18 protein-coding genes are annotated in these 16873 nt (G+C 36.8%); 10 read left to right on the forward strand and 8 right to left on the reverse strand.

The features are described from left to right. Positions 1-14 precede the first annotated feature (14 nt). The 3 genes from hemE to VGE44_RS03950 all read left to right on the forward strand — a co-directional run bounded on the left by hemE (position 15) and on the right by VGE44_RS03950 (position 2249). Positions 15-1040 (forward strand): uroporphyrinogen decarboxylase, encoded by a 1026-nt coding sequence (hemE, locus tag VGE44_RS03940; RefSeq protein WP_324488077.1) that lies wholly within the window; start codon positions 15-17, stop codon positions 1038-1040. Positions 1041-1199: 159 nt separating this feature from the next. Beyond that, positions 1200-1739, forward strand: a complete 540-nt coding sequence (locus VGE44_RS03945; RefSeq protein ID WP_331076452.1) for a CopD family protein — start codon at positions 1200-1202, stop codon at positions 1737-1739. 96 nt (positions 1740-1835) lie between these two features. Then, on the forward strand, positions 1836-2249 hold the full coding sequence (locus tag VGE44_RS03950; RefSeq protein ID WP_331076453.1) for a hypothetical protein: 414 nt from the start codon (positions 1836-1838) through the stop codon (positions 2247-2249). A gap of 137 nt (positions 2250-2386) precedes the next feature. Here VGE44_RS03950 and VGE44_RS03955 read toward each other — a convergent pair whose 3' ends face one another. From VGE44_RS03955 to VGE44_RS03970, 4 genes are all read right to left on the reverse strand, one after another. After that, the gene (locus VGE44_RS03955; RefSeq protein ID WP_331076454.1) at positions 2387-4591 is read right to left on the reverse strand and encodes an AAA family ATPase; all 2205 of its coding nucleotides are present in this window, start codon (positions 4589-4591) and stop codon (positions 2387-2389) included. 66 nt (positions 4592-4657) lie between these two features. After that, on the reverse strand, positions 4658-6544 hold the full coding sequence (locus VGE44_RS03960) for a hypothetical protein (protein WP_331076455.1): 1887 nt from the start codon (positions 6542-6544) through the stop codon (positions 4658-4660). A gap of 164 nt (positions 6545-6708) precedes the next feature. Continuing rightward, the gene (locus VGE44_RS03965) at positions 6709-7353 is read right to left on the reverse strand and encodes an RloB family protein (RefSeq protein WP_331076456.1); all 645 of its coding nucleotides are present in this window, start codon (positions 7351-7353) and stop codon (positions 6709-6711) included. Continuing rightward, positions 7337-8632, reverse strand: a complete 1296-nt coding sequence (locus VGE44_RS03970; RefSeq protein WP_331076457.1) for an ATP-binding protein — start codon at positions 8630-8632, stop codon at positions 7337-7339. The genes VGE44_RS03965 and VGE44_RS03970 overlap by 17 nt, the downstream gene beginning before the upstream one ends. Positions 8633-9083: 451 nt before the next feature. Here VGE44_RS03970 and VGE44_RS03975 point away from each other — a divergent pair, with 451 nt between their 5' ends. After that, positions 9084-9329: a hypothetical protein gene (locus VGE44_RS03975; protein WP_331076458.1), complete on the forward strand. Its 246-nt coding sequence runs from the start codon at positions 9084-9086 to the stop codon at positions 9327-9329. 89 nt (positions 9330-9418) lie between these two features. Beyond that, complete coding sequence (locus VGE44_RS03980; protein WP_331076459.1) at positions 9419-10558, forward strand: hypothetical protein; 1140 nt, start codon at positions 9419-9421, stop codon at positions 10556-10558. On the opposite strand, the gene VGE44_RS03985 is transcribed toward VGE44_RS03980, so the two are convergent. The 4 genes from VGE44_RS03985 to VGE44_RS04000 form a co-directional block, all read right to left on the reverse strand. After that, a complete protein-coding gene (locus tag VGE44_RS03985) occupies positions 10545-10907 on the reverse strand; it encodes a DUF1304 domain-containing protein (RefSeq protein ID WP_331076460.1) in 363 nt (120 codons plus the stop codon). The genes VGE44_RS03980 and VGE44_RS03985 overlap by 14 nt on opposite strands. 127 nt (positions 10908-11034) lie before the next feature. Continuing rightward, positions 11035-11271, reverse strand: a complete 237-nt coding sequence (locus VGE44_RS03990) for a hypothetical protein (protein WP_331076461.1) — start codon at positions 11269-11271, stop codon at positions 11035-11037. A 104-nt stretch (positions 11272-11375) separates the two neighbouring features. Beyond that, positions 11376-11684: a chaperone modulator CbpM gene (locus VGE44_RS03995; RefSeq protein WP_331076462.1), complete on the reverse strand. Its 309-nt coding sequence runs from the start codon at positions 11682-11684 to the stop codon at positions 11376-11378. A gap of 4 nt (positions 11685-11688) precedes the next feature. Then, entirely contained in the window at positions 11689-12582 is an 894-nt protein-coding gene (locus VGE44_RS04000; protein WP_331076463.1) for a J domain-containing protein, read from the reverse strand. A gap of 400 nt (positions 12583-12982) precedes the next feature. Between VGE44_RS04000 and VGE44_RS04005 the strand changes: the two genes are divergently transcribed. From VGE44_RS04005 to VGE44_RS04025, 5 genes are all read left to right on the forward strand, one after another. Continuing rightward, positions 12983-13279, forward strand: a complete 297-nt coding sequence (locus VGE44_RS04005) for a hypothetical protein (protein ID WP_331076464.1) — start codon at positions 12983-12985, stop codon at positions 13277-13279. A 187-nt stretch (positions 13280-13466) separates the two neighbouring features. Continuing rightward, positions 13467-14036, forward strand: coding sequence for an RNA polymerase sigma factor (locus tag VGE44_RS04010; protein ID WP_331076480.1), 570 nt, complete (start codon positions 13467-13469; stop codon positions 14034-14036). Further along, positions 14017-14802, forward strand: a complete 786-nt coding sequence (locus tag VGE44_RS04015) for a hypothetical protein (protein WP_331076465.1) — start codon at positions 14017-14019, stop codon at positions 14800-14802. Before VGE44_RS04010 ends, VGE44_RS04015 begins: the two co-directional genes overlap by 20 nt. 24 nt (positions 14803-14826) lie before the next feature. Further along, entirely contained in the window at positions 14827-15636 is an 810-nt protein-coding gene (locus tag VGE44_RS04020; protein WP_331076466.1) for an outer membrane beta-barrel protein, read from the forward strand. Positions 15637-15710: 74 nt separating this feature from the next. Further along, on the forward strand, positions 15711-16706 hold the full coding sequence (locus VGE44_RS04025) for an ABC transporter ATP-binding protein (RefSeq protein WP_331076467.1): 996 nt from the start codon (positions 15711-15713) through the stop codon (positions 16704-16706). Positions 16707-16873 lie beyond the last annotated feature (167 nt).

A 16873-nucleotide genomic window follows, 5' to 3' on the forward strand; every position in this document is an offset into this window, starting at 1 on the left:
TGAGCGAGAAAAATATCCAAGATAGTCTGTTCCTGAGGGCAGCATTTTCAAAAAGTACAGAACGGCCTCCGGTATGGATGATGCGTCAGGCCGGTAGATTCATGCCCGAATACTGGGAAATAAAAAATAAATACTCCTTTCTGGAGATGTGTAAAACCCCTGAGATTGCTGCAGATGTTACCATGCTGCCTGTTGATCTTTTGGGTATTGATGCGGCTATTCTGTTCTCGGATATTCTGGTGACTGGCGAGGCAATGGGAGGTGATCTTAGTTTTACCCAGGGTGTTGGCCCTAAATTTGCAAATCCGGTTCGTAATCAGGCTGATGTAGACAAACTGCTTACAGATGTTGATGATAAGCTCCAGTATGTGGCGGATGCAATTAAAGTTATTCAGCAAAGGCTGGATGGAAAGATTCCGCTGATCGGTTTTGCCGGGGCACCATTCACAGTAATGAGCTATCTGGTAGAAGGCGGATCATCAAAGGATTTTAAACTGACCAAGCTGATGCTGCACAATCATCCTGAGCTTGCTCATAAATTGCTTGCAAAGATTGCGAAAGTAACCGTTGATTACCTGAACCTTCAGATCGCTGCCGGTGTAAATGCAGTTCAGTTGTTTGACAGCTGGGCTCTGGCATTATCATGGGATGATTATAATGAATTTTCACACCGGTACAATAAACAAATCATTGAAGGCCTGAACAGAAAGGATATTCCTGTAATATCTTTTTGTAAAGGAAGTTCAGTTTTTGCGCCAATTATGGCCGAAGCAAAACCGGATGTGGTTTCGATCGACTGGAATGCCGACCTGCTGGATATCAAAAAGAAACTTCCTGCCGGGATGGCCGTTCAGGGAAATCTTGATCCGCATATTCTGTATGCCGAAAAGCACGTGATCAAAGAACGGATCCATCGTTTATTCGAGCGCATGCGCGGTGAGGATGGCTTTATTTTTAACCTTGGTCATGGTATTATGCCGGATATTCCTTTTGATAATGTGAAGTATGCGGTGGAGGTAGTTAAGGAGTTTAGGTATTAGGGGTTAGGCTTTAGGCTTTAGGTATTAGGCTTAAGGTATTAGGGGTTGGGGCTTAGGAAGGACATCAGGTGTTAAGAGTACGATGATTATTTAAATATTAATGGATTTATATATCGGTCTAATTGGGCCTAACACCTAATGCCTAAAACCTAATCAACAATGACGTACCTCTACCTCAAGGCAATTCATATCATCTTCGTGGTCAGCTGGATGGCGGGGCTCTTTTACATTGTACGTCTGTTTATTTATCATGTTGAGGCGAATGAAAGGCCTGAGCAGGAACGCATAACACTTCAGAAGCAGTTTGAGATCATGCAGCATAAGCTGTGGTATATCATAACCACGCCTGCCATGGTGCTTTCAGTACTGGCCGGAATTGGCATGATCTGGCTTAATCCTGCTTTATTAAGCATGAACTGGATGCTGGTTAAACTGGCTTTTGTGCTGGGCCTGCTGATCTATCATTTTATCTGCCAGAATATTATAAACAAGCTGAAACGTGGTGTTTTCAGCTGGACTTCCACTCAACTAAGGTTCTGGAACGAACTCGCAACGATCTTTCTGGTTGCCATTGTCTTTACAGTGATTTTGAAAAGTGCTGTAGATTGGATCTATGGCTTAACAGGACTGATAGCCTTCAGCGCTGTCATCATGACTGCAGTTAAGGTCTACAAGTATTATCGATTGAAGGGTAAATAGATCCTCCTCAATTTACATTCTTATTTCCTTTTAGATAAACAAACAGGACGTGTAGCATATTGTTCCTTTCCTACGTCTTATGTGAAAACCACGGTTATGAAAATCTCCCTGAAAATTGCACTAATCTTTACAGTGATCGTATTTGTAAGCTGTGATAAAGAAGAAAGACTACAATCAAAGCTCGAGGGTACCTGGGAATTAAGGCATATAGAGGGTGGTTACCGGCCGGCAAATTCCCCCTCTGATTATGAACCCGGAAATGGTAATATTCTGAAATTTGATGGAAATAAGTTTCAGCAAAAATACGGAACTAATGCTGCTATAAATGGCACCTATACCATTATTGAAGAAGAAACTGAAGTAAACGGTGAAAAATTATCTTATAAAATAGATTTTCAAAGTGATCAGAATGTAATTGATCCTTACTTTAAAATTTCCGGAGGTAAATTAAGGCTGTATTATGGACATATTGCGGCGGATGGGTTTGTGAGTACTTATGAGAAGGAATAGGGATAAAGGGTGTCATCTAGCTTTAAAGTGAGTTCGATATAATGGTCGGCAGCCACAAGAAGTTGACGATTTTGAATCAAGAAACTGTCATCCAGCACAAACCCGCTAATTCTCATATACGCTGTTAGCAGTAGACCTTAAGCCGCATCTTTCATCATCATATTATAATGTTCTAGATGACCCATTTTAGTGAATATATCTTTGAATACAGTGAAATATTTCTCTGTTACAGTTTCGTGATGTTCAATAAATAGATCATCCGGTATACTATGTGAGCCTTCATTAATCCAACAAATTAATGATCTACAAATTTCACGTTCCTCATTGCTTTCAAATTTTTCAATTAGGTCATCGTCACCATATTTACCTAATATTTTGAAGTAGTTTTCAATTATTCGACGCATGGTATTTTGAATGGCAATACCGGACGTTATTGTTCGATTTTGTAACTCTCTCCACAGAAGTTCATAGGAATTATGAATAGGGTTTTTCAAACCGAATTCTTGAATAGAAGTTATGTTGTCATTTTTTCGCAGAATCCAAAAGTTCGTATTCCCAATTTCTTGAGTTCTGCCATCAATGAATGAGACTTCTTTGTGAAAGTAGACATTGTGTGTGAGTACAATAATCTGCTTAATATTTCCCTCATTCGTCCTTATTGATTTTATAATCTGTTTTAAAAGCGAGCTTACAACAAATAATACATTACTATCTAATGAGCAAATTGGATCGTCGACAATTAGAACTCGATCTTCGCTAATTGAGTCTTCCGAAATCCCTCCTTTTGCGAGTTGAAGAAAATATAAAAACGTAATAAAAGTTACTTCACCTTCGCTTAAAGTTGACTCAGCAATAGTTCCATCTTCTCGAAGTATTTGATATTGATTCTTATCTTGTGGGGAAGGAACTATTTCAAAGTTTGTATATCCGTACGATTTTAATATTCGATTGATTTCATCGATGGAAGGTTGAACACTAGTTACATTTTTATTTGCTTCACTAATTTCGATTTTTAATTTATTATGATCGTCCAACAACTTTTGCCTTGCATTGGATAAATTAACTATTCCTGCCTCCAGACCTTTTAATTTCTTATCGTATAGATCGATAGCAGTTGCATGCTCATGAACTAAATATTGCCAAATGTCGCTTATAAGAGTGTTTCTTTCAGACACATAGTTATCTGCAATCTTATTATGAGTGACTATTTCTTCATTTGCTGAATCAATTAGTTTGTTTAAACTTTGAACTTGCTCATATGTTTGTTGAAGCTCAATGCTTCTGCTTGGTTCTTTCTGTTTGTTATGTAATAATTCTTTGTTTGCCTTAAGTTGTGTATCTAATGTTTTCGAAAGTGCAGCAAAACTTTCCAGGTCAAGTTTGTTGTCTGGATTTGATTTTTCGGTTTGCTCAACCGACAAAAGATAATTTATTAGTGTCTCTGAATCTCGAAGATATTCACTTGTATAAGTTTTGATGAAGTTCGTATCACTAACAAAAGTTTCGTCGAAATAATCCTCAAGCTGTTTTCTGAAATTTTCCGTTATTGTTTCCTGTTGACAAAATGGACATGTAAGATTATCTTCTAGGTAATTGCGACCTTCGTTAACCCAGTCATTTAGATTTAGCCTTTGAATAAGAGTTGCAATCTCTACATCAGCTTTTCCAAGAACTTTCTTCTTCCAAATAGGTTTATTTTCGATTTCTTGAATTTTACTGGTTTCGAGTTTTTTTAAAATGGGGATTTCTCGAGGTTGTTTGCCAAATATTGTTTTAGCCGTTTTTGTTAAATCCTCGAGAAGACGAATATGATTGGATCGGTTATTAAATTCCGTTAGTATTTTGGTTTTAAAAGTATCTTTCTTCATGAAGCCGGCAAATGCGTCTTTAAATTTTATCTCGTTATTTTTGTAAATCTCTGACCATAAAAGTTCTTTAAATTCATTTTCAGCATCATCATTTTCAATTACTAGTTTATCTAGAGATTTCTTTTTGCCTGCACCATTTTCTTTTATTTCACCAAGTTGTTTTTGCATTTCCACAATTTTCTCTATTTCCTCAGTTGTTGCTTCACCTAAAGTGAAAACGCCAGCAATTTGTCCATTATAAAAATTGCGGTCTCTAAAATCTTTATTATAAACGAGAGTTTTTAAGCTAAAATCACCTCGCCACTTCAATGAACAGTTTTCGAATCCAAGTAATGCTGGCTCATCAATAAATTTAGTTAAGGTAGTCTTGCCACAACCGTTAGCACCATATATAAAGTTGATCGGTTTGAGGTTTTTTATTTCGACCTCGGACTTATAAGTTGCAATACCTTTAAGAGTAATATTTTCGATCATATGTTGTGAGTTTGATTTTAGATTGGCTTACTGCTAACGTTTTGCAAATGTGCTGTTGGGCGTAGTTTAACTTATCAGTGATTTTATCTTTTTTAACTCTATAGTCCCTTTTTCAATACAATTTATAGGGAAGTCTGAGTTCACAGGCTTTTTTAAAGTAAACGTACAGTCATTTTTTGTTGTTTCTATATTATAAAGATATAGGCATTTTTGTACTGACTCATAGACATAATTAATCTTTGAAAACTCTAGTAGTTTGCTTTGGACTTTTGAATTTCCGAATTTTAGAAATAGATATAATATCGCTAATCCCAACTCCTTTAGTGGCTTTGTGAAAACAATTTTCTCAATGATTAACCTATCTATGTATTCGTAAAGCTTATCATCATTGAGTTGGTATGAATTCCTTATTTCTCCAATATTATTTAGAAATAGTACAGCAAACCATTCTTCTGGTTTTGATGATAAAACATTTGCAATAGCTAATGGGGCTGGGGTAGTATTTAATAACTCTATGTGTTTTCGAGATATGGGTATGGACAGAATATATTTAGCACAAAGGTATTCTTGAAGCGAAAGGTGACTAAATTCGAAATTCTCGCCTGTTGATTCTATAATTAACCCATTTTGAGATTCTATGTCTCTTAAAATGTCTGTTTTGTCTTCAAAGCCAAGTTCAGGATATCCTTTGTAAATATTTAAATAGGCAATTGTTAGTTGATTGCGTGTAAATATTTTTTTTACATTTTGAGTGTAAGTTAATTCAAATGCTAATTCTGATAGAAAGTCCTCTTTTTTGTATGTATTAAATGTTTGGTATTTAGAATATCGCCTAATTTCTTGTTCTTTATCGTAGTCCCACTCTCTAATAGCTAGTAAGATTATTTGCCTATAAACATCGACAGCTTGTTCAGGAAGTTCATCGTTGTTAGCCTTAAAAAGTCTTAGTAAAAAAGTTAAAAACAAAGGTCGGTCAGAAATGTCCTGATAAGGAAGCTCTTTAAGTTTAATAAAAAATGAGTCAATGTCTGTAATCCAAAATTTTGCTATTTCTTTTTTTTGAATATCACTCAGAGGGTTTATTTCATTTATATTGAATCTCTTAAAAGAAGGAATCTCCTGAAGGTACCTAGAAGTTAAAACAATTTTAGATTTCCTAATGCCGTTTGATATTTCTTTTATTTCCGAGAAAACTGCATCTTTAATTTGATAATTTATTTCGTCAAGACCATCTAAAAAAATAACACAATTCATTTCATTTAAGTATTCCCCAATTGCATATTTTAAAGGATAAGTACCAATTTTATATTCATAGGTAATTCTTGTTTTTTGTACATCCACTTGTTTCTTTCTTGTAAAAGTCTCATTTCTTTCTGTATCATAATATTCCTCGTATATTTCTTTTGTTTCTGTAAATGGAATTTCTTTCCTAATTGTTTCATACTCTATGCCTAATTGATGACAAAGATGAATTAGCAAGGTTTCTGTTGCTTTTATTTCAGATAGCCTGACAACAATTGGAAATGAATATTTATAAGTTTCAGACGAGTTTGAAAAAAGTAACTCATAAGATTTACTTACTAATCTTTTTAAAGTTGTTGTTTTGCCAGCACCTGGGTCACCAAGCAATATATGGTGGTTGTCATCCGCTAATAATTCAGTTTCATCTAGGGTCTTTTTTAGATTTAAAGAATAAAATCTTCTGTCTTGATTCCCGATTTTTAGAGGTATTGAGTTATTTTTTAAATCTAAACTATCTGAATGCTTAAAAAGAGATATATTTTGTGAGAATAAATAGGACTTATTAAAGTGAACAGAAAGCCCTGTTTTTAAATTAGCACTAGGTTCTACTAATTCATTTTTGGGCTTGCCAAAAAGGTTGGCAAAAAAGTCGACACTTTTTTCCAGCATTATTTCAATAATCTTACTATATATTACGTCTTGAGTGTCCATATGAATTACGCCAAACGGTTTTCGGCTTAAAGCTGTAGCACTTAGCTGCACTTCGCCCGGCCTTATGCACTAAAGTAGTTAGAAATCAGATAGTTTCAAATAGCAGTGAGCGCTATAGTTTGAAGCCGTTGTTAGCGGAAGCCCTTCTTTTCATTAATGCAAAATCATTTTCTGAATAATTGTCCAAACTCAGATGCCTCGAAAAAAAAATGCATTTCAGACATTCCTTTATTCGGGTTTGTGGTATCAAACAGTTTTAAGGCTTTTGAATTTTTTAACGCGTCTACCAGATTTGTTTTTAGTCTTAAATAGATATCCTTATCCTGCTTTGTATAATATTTTTGAGTTTTTTCGTAATCTTTTAAATATTTTTTTAATTGCCTTTCCGCTCCTTCACAAGTCTCAAAGTATTTTGAAGTTTCCTCAAAGTGGAGTAATAGCCAAAACTCAAGGCAAGGGTTATTTACAATTATTATAATGTTTTTATATTTTTCGGCAATAGTTTTTCTATATTCTAAAAACGATTGAAGTGCAGACTTACTTCCAATTTTGGCATTTCTAGTTTCAAGAGCGATTACATCAAAGTCAACAATCCAAAATACTTTCGTGTAATCTTCTGAAAGTTTTATTACAATTTCAAATTGTTCAGATAGCCTTTTTCTTTGAGGAATTTTTGGTTCGATATTAACAAGGATTGACCTTTCATTCCTTTTCAACATTTGTAAATACCAGACTTCACAATCACCATCTACGACAATCGCGAAAGTTGGCCTGATCTTTAAAGAAATAGGTCTATTTATCCTCATCATTAAAGTCAATATAGTAATCGCCTAAGTTAGGAGTGCCGCCTAATTTACCAGCTTTGTATGCGTTAAATATATTACTTGTATCTCTAACAATTGAACTGTCAAAATCAGATAAAGAGTATAGTTCGGTAGCACAAGTTTCTGATTTGTCTGTAAACCAAATAGAATCATTTCTGAAAATATCTTTATTGTTTAAAATTTCTCGGTTGTGAGTCGTTGCAATAATTTGAGATTTTTTTGAATTGATTAAAAAAGACAGAAGAAAGTGAGTAAAAAGTTCTGGATGTAGAGACGATTCCAGCTCATCAATTGGGATAATTATAGATTTCCTCACCAATAAGCTTAATAATCCAGAAAAGCCGTAATATCTCTGAGTTCCTTGAGATTCTTGTGAAATAGGTAGAGTATACTTTATTTTATCTACAGTATGTTCAAATTCTATTTTTTTTAATGGGGTATTTATTAATTTGTCAATTTCTTCTTTAGGTAAATCCAAGGCGGTTAAAATTTTTAGCACACTTTCTGGCATTTCTTTATCTTCTTTAAGTATTATGTCAGAAATATTAAAATCTGCTTTTTTCAGAACATTTAAAATATCAAACTTATTTATTTCTGAGTTTGCAACATTTCTTGTAATTGAATTATCAAGTTGGGTGTTTGTTAGTATTAAACGCTTCAAATGCGTAGCAAACCAATCAATAACCTCTTTTAACTCTTTTGATTCAATATTAGTTTTAAGAAATCCGCCTAATACACTATTATTCCAGAGCGTATTAGATTCTAATGTTTTTTCAAATGTTTTATCTTTCTTAATTTTATTTCCAAAGGTGATTTCAGAAAATTGCTTGTCTAAATCCGTACTACGTTTAAAAACATTTGCTTTATTAGGATTAAAAAAATGCAGCTCTTCTTTTGAAATTGCATTTTTATTAAACTCAACTTCATAAGAATATCTAACTTCATTTTGAATGAAGTCGATGGAAATAATCGAGTTTTGTTTAGGCGTTTGGGGATCGAATAGGAATGGATAAAAATTGAGCGTATCCGTTTTCTTTTCGACGGGTTCTAACACAAGCTGTCTTAAAAAGTCTAACGCTTTTAAAATAGTTGTTTTGCCCGAAGCATTCGCACCGTAGATTAACGCTAATTTAAGTAACCTCAAATTGCTGTTTGTGTTAATTATATAATGTTCTTCCAGATGGTCTGATCTATCTGCTTCGAAGGAAAGTGTTTGCTTTTCCTTTATTGAGCCGAAGTTTTGCACACTAAAGTTTATTATCATTATTACCTGTCTTTATGTAATTGATTTGCAAAAATGGAACTAAAAAAATAAATATAGAAACAATTGTGCCAAAATATGTAAATTAATTGCAATTTTGTCGTAAAAAATGATTTTTCTATATCTTAGATTGTAAATAATCAATAACAAGCATATCGAAATTTTTCACTGGTAAGCATGAATGGTCGCGTCTGGGTTTCCGCTTACTTATTTATACACGCTATAAAACTCTCCCAAGCCACCCAAATGAGCTGACTTGAGGCTATTTTAGCACGCTTTATTAAATATCCCCATTCTCAACCCAATTACCTAATCCAAATTGAAAATTATAAGCAATTAACATCGCTCGTTCAATTTTAAATAGAAGCAAAGGGAAAATTGTCAGTCAAACCGCCTGTACACAATACCATCAAATTCAGCTCCACAAGCATAAAACTAAGGCCACGAATTATTAATGATACTACTTGTTCGACGGATATTCGACGGATGTTATTCGGATATTGGTCGGACCTATGACAATTGTATCCGACTAACATACGAGCAAGCTGTGTATAAACTGCGTTTAAAATTTGTATTGCTAAAGAAAACAAACACCTTTTCAGAAAGAGGCTTATTCGGGGTATTGCTAAAGTATATGGCTATACAAATGGAGACTTTAGCTACAAAGCAGGATTGTGCCTATACTGCGATACCAAAATGATTCTCAGGTATGGCCGGCGAGCTGTTTTTCAATTCGGAATCTGTATTTTTATAGTAATTTGCTCCTGTTAAATGGCCCGGATCTTTCCAATGAAGAAAATTCTATTCTTATTCATACTTAGTGTTTTATTTTATTCCTCAGAAGCGCAGATATTAAATGATAGTCTGGAGTACCGTGTCCGACCGGACAGTGCCCGGACCGGTGAGCTTTACCTGAGTGTTCATAATTTCAATTACATGCGTAATTATGAGTATTTCAATAAAATACAGGATGGATATACCTTGTTTGGAGCACAGCTGGAGCCACAACTCGTTTACTATGCCCATCCCAGATTAGCGGTAACGGCAGGTGTACATCTTCGTAAGGATTTTGGGGGCAGAGGCATTTACAGAACTTATCCCTTATTCAGTGTAAAATATCAGCATGGAAATTCCACTTTGGTGAATGGGGTACTCGAAGGCAATACGCATCATCGCATGCTTGATCCGATCTATGACTTTGAAAAAAAGATAACCGAGCCGGTTGAATACGGCACCCAGTTCATCATCAATGGCAGAAATTTATTTCTGGATGCATTCATTAACTGGAAGAAAATGATCTATAAACCGAGTCCGGTGCAGGAGCAAATTCTTGGCGGACTCTCGGCAGAGCTTAATCTGATCAAAAACTCAAGCATGAGTCTGTCCGTGCCGGTACAGTTAACTGTATTTCACCAGGGTGGTCAGATCGATCTTGCCGATGACCCATTGCAAACCCTGGTTAATTCGGCTCTTGGTTTTAAATTAAAGCTTCCATTTTCAGGATGGATCAAAAATCTCAGGACCGAGAATTACCTGATTTCTTTTAATGATCTTTCATTTACTGATCTTCAGCCTTATTCCAGCGGTTATGGCTGGTATTTGAATGCAGGTTTTGATACCCAAAAATTCGGATCATTAATGGGAACCTTATGGAAAGGGAATTCCTTTATTTCATCCAATGGAATGCCTTTGTATCAGAGTGTTTCCCAGCATATTGTTCATGCCGGGTATACTGAAAAACGTAGAAAATTATTTATTCTCCGGTATTCCTATCAACAGAAACTGCTCCCGAATCTTTATATGGATTTTCGTTTCGAGCCATTGATGGATCTGAACCGTCCTGCAGGTTCAAGGAAGATCGAATTCTCAAATTCCTCCTTCCTGATGTATAAACAGGAGTTCAGACTACATAAAGCTAAAGGAAAATAACAGCTGCTAATGCAATAAGTGCAGGAATGCCCTGAACGAAAAATATCGATTTCTGTACGCTGATTGCTCCATAGATTCCTGCAACTAAAACACAACCAAGGAAAAACATAGCTACATTCTTCGACCATACTTCATCCTGAATGATGAGTGACCAGATCAGTCCCGCAGCAAGGAAACCATTATAGAGTCCCTGATTAGCGGCCATAGACTTCGTTTTCTCAAACATATCTGCCGACATCGATTTAAATGTTCTTCTCCCGGCAGTTGTCCAGGCAAACATTTCGAGCCAGAGAATATACAGGTGCTCAAGAGCAACAAAAGCGATTAGTATTTTGGCGATTAATGTCATAATGAAAATTTTATGGACACTAGTGTCCGTTTAAAATAGAATTTCAGAAAAAAAAGCCATTTATGTCCTATATTTTTGTTTTTATCGGCGGATAAAAAGCAAGCCCCCTTCAATATAATATCAATTTTTATATTTTCACTGACTTGAAACCTGCAGTATTTTTACCTATAGTGACAGGATCGTTCATAAGCTTTGGCCTCAGCACAAAATCTCCGTTAACGTTTTTTTCCGCCTCAGCTGGTGCGGTAGGCACAGACCAAGCCAAAGCAATAACTTTAATAGCATCAGGTGCAGCGGCGGCATTTATTCGTTTATGTCTATTGGTTTTTAAGGTACTCATGGTCTCGTCGTACCTCCTCGGCATGTTTCTTTTCTGCTGCAGGAAAAGAAAAGAGAGAAATTATTAGATATAAATAAGATCATTACTTCTACTATTTCAATTTTCCCTGGACCCTAATTATTTTATGATTAATCAATATACTCATTATCCTCATAAAGACGCAGCCGGTTCTTCAGCATGATCACTTCCTCCTGTAAACGGCTCATTCGCTCAAGCAGATGGTCAATGGTATCAAGTCCTTCGGGATTGATCTCCAGTTCCCTGTGCAGTCTGATCATTCTTTCCAGCTTTTCCAGTTGGTCTTCAGGGATATAATCCGTCTGCTGAACTTGTACAATTTCAACCAATCCAAATTCCTTCAAATTGCTGATGAATGAGAATTCAATATTATGGTAAACACAGAATTCACTTGCAGAAATTAAGTTTGCCTTAGCCATGGCCTTATTTTCTAAGATTTGATAATTCCTTAAATAATTCCTTCTCCTTTTCGCTGAGGTTTGAAGGTATCTTCACTGTATAGGTGATATATAAGTCGCCAAACTGATTCTCATTTTTATAAACCGGAAAACCCTTCCCTTTGAGTTTTACCTTAGTGCCGTTTTGGGTTTCAGGTTTCACAGGTAGTTTGACCTTGCCGCTCATCGTATCAACCGTGATTTCAGCACCAAGCACCGCAGTATAAAGATCAATCTCTACATTTTTGTACAGGTCATTTCCGACGCGTTTGAATTCAGGATCGTTGGGAATGGAGAAGGTGATAAAAAGATCTCCGTTTGGGCCACCGTTAATTCCGGGGCCTCCATGACCTTTTATTTTGATCGTTTGCCCGTTCTCAATTCCGGCAGGGATGGTGAGTCTGATATTTTTACCATTAACAGTAATGGTTTGTTTTTGGGTGGTGTAGACATCTCTTAAATTGAGACGAAGTTCAGCGTTGAAATCCTGTCCTTTAAAATTTGCCTGTCTGCTTTGCCCTGATGATTTTCCGAACATAGAACTGAAGAAATCTGAGAAGTCCTGATCGCTGAATGAACCTGTATAACCTTGCTGTCCGGTACTACTCCTGCCGCCGGATGGTCTGCCTTCTCCTTGTGATTGGAACTGGTCAGCATGTTTCCAGTCTTTACCGTACTGATCGTATTTTTTACGTTTTTCAGGATCACTTAAAACTTCGTTTGCCTCATTGATCTCCTGAAATTTCTTTTGTGCATCCTTATCATTAGGGTTTACATCAGGATGATATTTCCGGGCCATTTTTCGATAGGCCGCTTTGATTTCTTTATCTGTTGCAGATTTAGTTATTCCGAGTGCCTGGTAGTAGTCGATGAATGCCATGTATAATATTAATCAAAATTATATTATAAAAATACGGATAAGTTTGGAGTGTTGGAGTGGTGGGTCAAGCCCGCCATGACAGTCGATTGGGGCAGGGGCCGGAATCGTATTCTCGGGCATATCCGATGAGAAAGAAGTATGCCTTTCAACAAACAATAATAGCAGCAGTACTTTACCCACCTAAACCGGATCGAAGCGATAGCTTTTTGCCAATACTTGTGAGCATCTCTACAACAATTGTTCTGGCAAAAACTAAAGCGAAGAGCCGGACTGAACTAGCCGACGGGTATAGGCCAGGCTTTCCAATAAATCAATAGAAATTTTACAAGACCAAAGAATCTTTTTTATAAGTTAAATCACTAATCAGTAGTGTCGGGTGAAAATTGAAAATTTGGAAGTAATGACCTTATTTTTAACTCATAATTATTCTCTTTTTCTTTTCCTTCAGCAGAAAAGAAACATGCCGAGGAGGTACGACGAGACCATGAGTACCTTAAAAACCAATAGACATAAACGAATAAATGCCGCCGCTGCACCTGATGCTATTGAAGTTAGTGCTATGGCCTTGCCTTTGCGTACCGCACCAGCTGAGGCGGAAAAAAAAGTTAACGGAGATTTTGTGCTTAGGCCAAAGCTTATGAACAATCCTGTCATTATAGGTACAAGTACTGCAGGTTTAAAGTCAGTGAAAATATAAAAATTCCCCTCTGGTCGGCCTTATCACAGTACCATTTAACCCAAATCCTCTCACATCTTCACATTGTACCTCAATGACCCATTAGCTCTACATCCATGGGAACTTTCCTTAAATTAAAATTTTTGCATTTTTTTTTTCTTCCTGATGCAACTAAATGCTACTTCCAATCATCTTACCTTTAAAGCATATGAATTTGGACCGGACATTTACAATAGATAGTTTGCTGGACGGGTGCAAAAAAGGTGATCGAAAAGCACAGGAGAGCCTTTACAAAGCACTTGCTTCCAAAATGATGGGGGTCTGTATGCGATATGCGAAAGACACTTTTGAGGCAGAGGATATTCTGCAAATGGGTTTTATTAAAGTATTTCAAAAAGTTTCCGAGTTCAGAAGTGATGGCTCATTTGAGGGGTGGATCAGAAGAATTATGGTTAATACGGCGATCGAAACGTATCGTAAGAATCTGAGAAGTTTAAACGTGGTAGATATAGATGAAGTTTACGATCAGCCGCAATCAACTTTTGATATGGGTAAGCTGGAATTGAATGATTTGATGAAGCTGGTTCAGCAGCTTTCAAATGGTTACCGGATCGTCTTCAATATGTATGCAATTGAAGGTTATTCACATAAGGAAATTGCAAAGGAATTAGGAATATCTGAAGGCGCTTCGAAATCACAATTGTCGAGGGCCAGAGCAATATTAAAAGATAAAATAATTAAAATGGAGGGCTTAAATTATGCATCCAATATCGGATAAAGAACTGGATAAATTATTCCAACAGCGTTTTGGGGAGCTCGAGATCGAGCCTTCGGCTGCAGTTTGGGAAAAAATTACCGGTACTATGGATCAGAAAAGGAGGAAATCAGCTTTTCCTTCATTCTGGATGGCTGCTGCCAGTATTGTAATATTGATATCTGCCGGCTTGTTGTATTTCCGTCCGCAGGAAGTGATCAAGTTGCAGGGAAGTACTGAAATAGCTCAGAATATTGAGGATAGTTCCTCGCGTGCTGAGCTAAGTGAACCGCCCGTTTCAATCAAAGAGCCGTTTAGTGGTACTCAAACAGAAAAAACGGATCTCCCCGATTTTAGCCGGGTAAATGCTTCTGAAGTAAAATCAAGCGAGTACCCTATGGTTCAGAAAACTCCTGTTGATGAGCCTGAAATTAAAGTACCCGCAGCTGAGCCTGTCTTAATTGCAGCTGAGCCGGTTAAAAAGGTCAATCAGGTACAGCCAAAGAAAGCCATTAAGGTTCCTAACAGATATTCAGGAGATCAGTCGGCACTGGATGTGACTCAACCCGATATGATGGCTATAGCTGATTTTTCTGAAGACAAGATCATTCCTGATGAATCAGAGATCAGGGGGCAAAAGAAGATCAGAAGCATAGGAAGCCTGGTCAACTTTGTTATTGCAAAGGTTGATAAACGTGAAGATAAGCTCATCGAATTCAAGGATAGTGATGAAGGATCTGAAGTTTCAGGTATCAATTTAGGATTAGTAAAAATTAAAGGCAAAAAATAGATTAACCCGTTTACAATTACAAAAATGAAAAGATTATTAGTTTACTGCCTCTTGTCAATGTTTGCGGCAGGTGGATTTGCACAGAGCACAAAGGATACACTTTTGACGATTACCCGGGATACGCTGGATAAGAATAAAGCAAGTATATCCATCAAAATTGGTGACGATAATGATGATGATAAAAATGATGAAAAAGATTCAAAACCGGCTTCTAAGATCACATTTCAGTTCATTGCTGCTCGTTTTGATTTGGGTTTGAGTACCTATACCGATAAGGGAAGCTATACCTTGTCGCCTGCTAACTCTTTCCTTGAACGCGAGACCTGGAAAAGCAGCAATTTTGGTTTCGAGTTCTTCCAGATGGGATATCGTTTCAGTAATCACTTTAAAATCTACACTGGTGCAGGGCTCGACTGGAATCACATGCGTCTGAAACAAAATATTACAATTCAACAGGATAAATCCACCCTGACTTATGTCACTGATGCTGTTGACTATAAGAAGAACCGCTTCTCGAGTCAGTATCTGCGAATCCCATTATCATTTCAATTCCGCACAAATGATGATAAGAAGGGTGATAAGCTGAATTTTGTCATCGGGCCGGAAATAGGATTCCTTCTGAATGGTAAAGTTAAACAGGTTAGCAGTGAAAATGGAAAGGATAAGTTCAAGGATGATTATAACTTGAATCCATTCCGCTACGGAGCCTTTGCCCGCCTGGGATATGGTGGAATGGGAGTTTATGTAAAATATTATGGTAATGATGTTTTTGCGGATGGGCAAGGACCTAAAGACTTTAAAAATCTTTCCTTCGGACTGATGTTCGGATTCTAAAAAACCATTCAATAAGGAGGCCCCGTCTTTGTTTTTAGAACATGAGGCGGGGCTTTTTTTATATATTTGATTCCATGTCAAATATTCTTATTTCCCTTGAAAAAGTAAGTCTGCATTATACTGAAGATGCCAGAGCCGGTGTTAGTGATATTGATTTCTCAATTAAGAAGGGAGATTTTGTAGCCATAGTAGGTGAGAGTGGAAGCGGTAAAAGTACTCTGCTTAAAATCATCTACGGCCTGCTTGCTCCGGATTCGGGAGAGGTATTTTTTAAGGGCCGGCATCTTGAGGGACCACATGAAAAATTAATCCCCGGCCACGATTCAATGAAAATGCTGAGCCAGGATTTTAATCTGAATATTTATGCCAGGGTGTATGAAAATATTGAGAGCATGCTTTCTAATGAAGATTTGAAGGCTAAGAAGCAAAAAGCTCTGGATATGATGAAACTTCTTGGCATTGAGCATCTTGCAAATAAGAAGATTGTTGAACTGAGCGGTGGAGAGCAGCAGCGTGTGGCTCTGGCCCGTGCAATTATTACTGAACCTGAAGTGTTACTGCTTGATGAACCCTTCAGTCAGTTGGATGCCTTGCTGAAAACCCAGTTTCGGACAGATTTAAAGCATTTATGTGATCAATTAGGTATCACTATCATCATGGTTTCTCATGATCCTGTGGATGGGCTTACCCTTGCCAATAGGATGATTATTCTGAAAGAGGGTAAACTTATTGAATCGGGCAGGCCGGAAGATATTTATGCTGATCCTTCACATATTTATACAGCAAAGCTATTAGGAAACGCCTTTGTGCTTCCTGCCGAAGAGGCGAGGGTTTTAGGTATAAAAACTAAACTAAACACTGTGATGATCTATCCGGAATGGGTACAACTCAAAAGTGGCTGGAGCAGTAGAAGCTATGTGGTTAAGGAGGTATTTTTTAAAGGGTTCTATGAAGACCTTTTACTGGAAAGGAATGGGATTGAACTGATCGCGATTAATCAGAAACCGGGGAGTTATGAGAAGGGGGATAAGGTGCAGGTGCAAATAGGACGCTACCTTGAATTTGACTAGGATTGTAGGATTATAGGATTGTAGGATTACAGGGTTGAAGGAGTAATAGGATGATAGGATTTTTTTGTTACTATAATTTTAATGAAAGGCTGACAGGGTTCTGAACCCTGTCAGCCTTTTGTATTCAGCCGTTATTTTGAGTTTGATTAGGATTAGTAGGATTATAG

The organism is Daejeonella sp. (assembly GCF_036405355.1).
GTDB lineage: Bacteria > Bacteroidota > Bacteroidia > Sphingobacteriales > Sphingobacteriaceae > Daejeonella.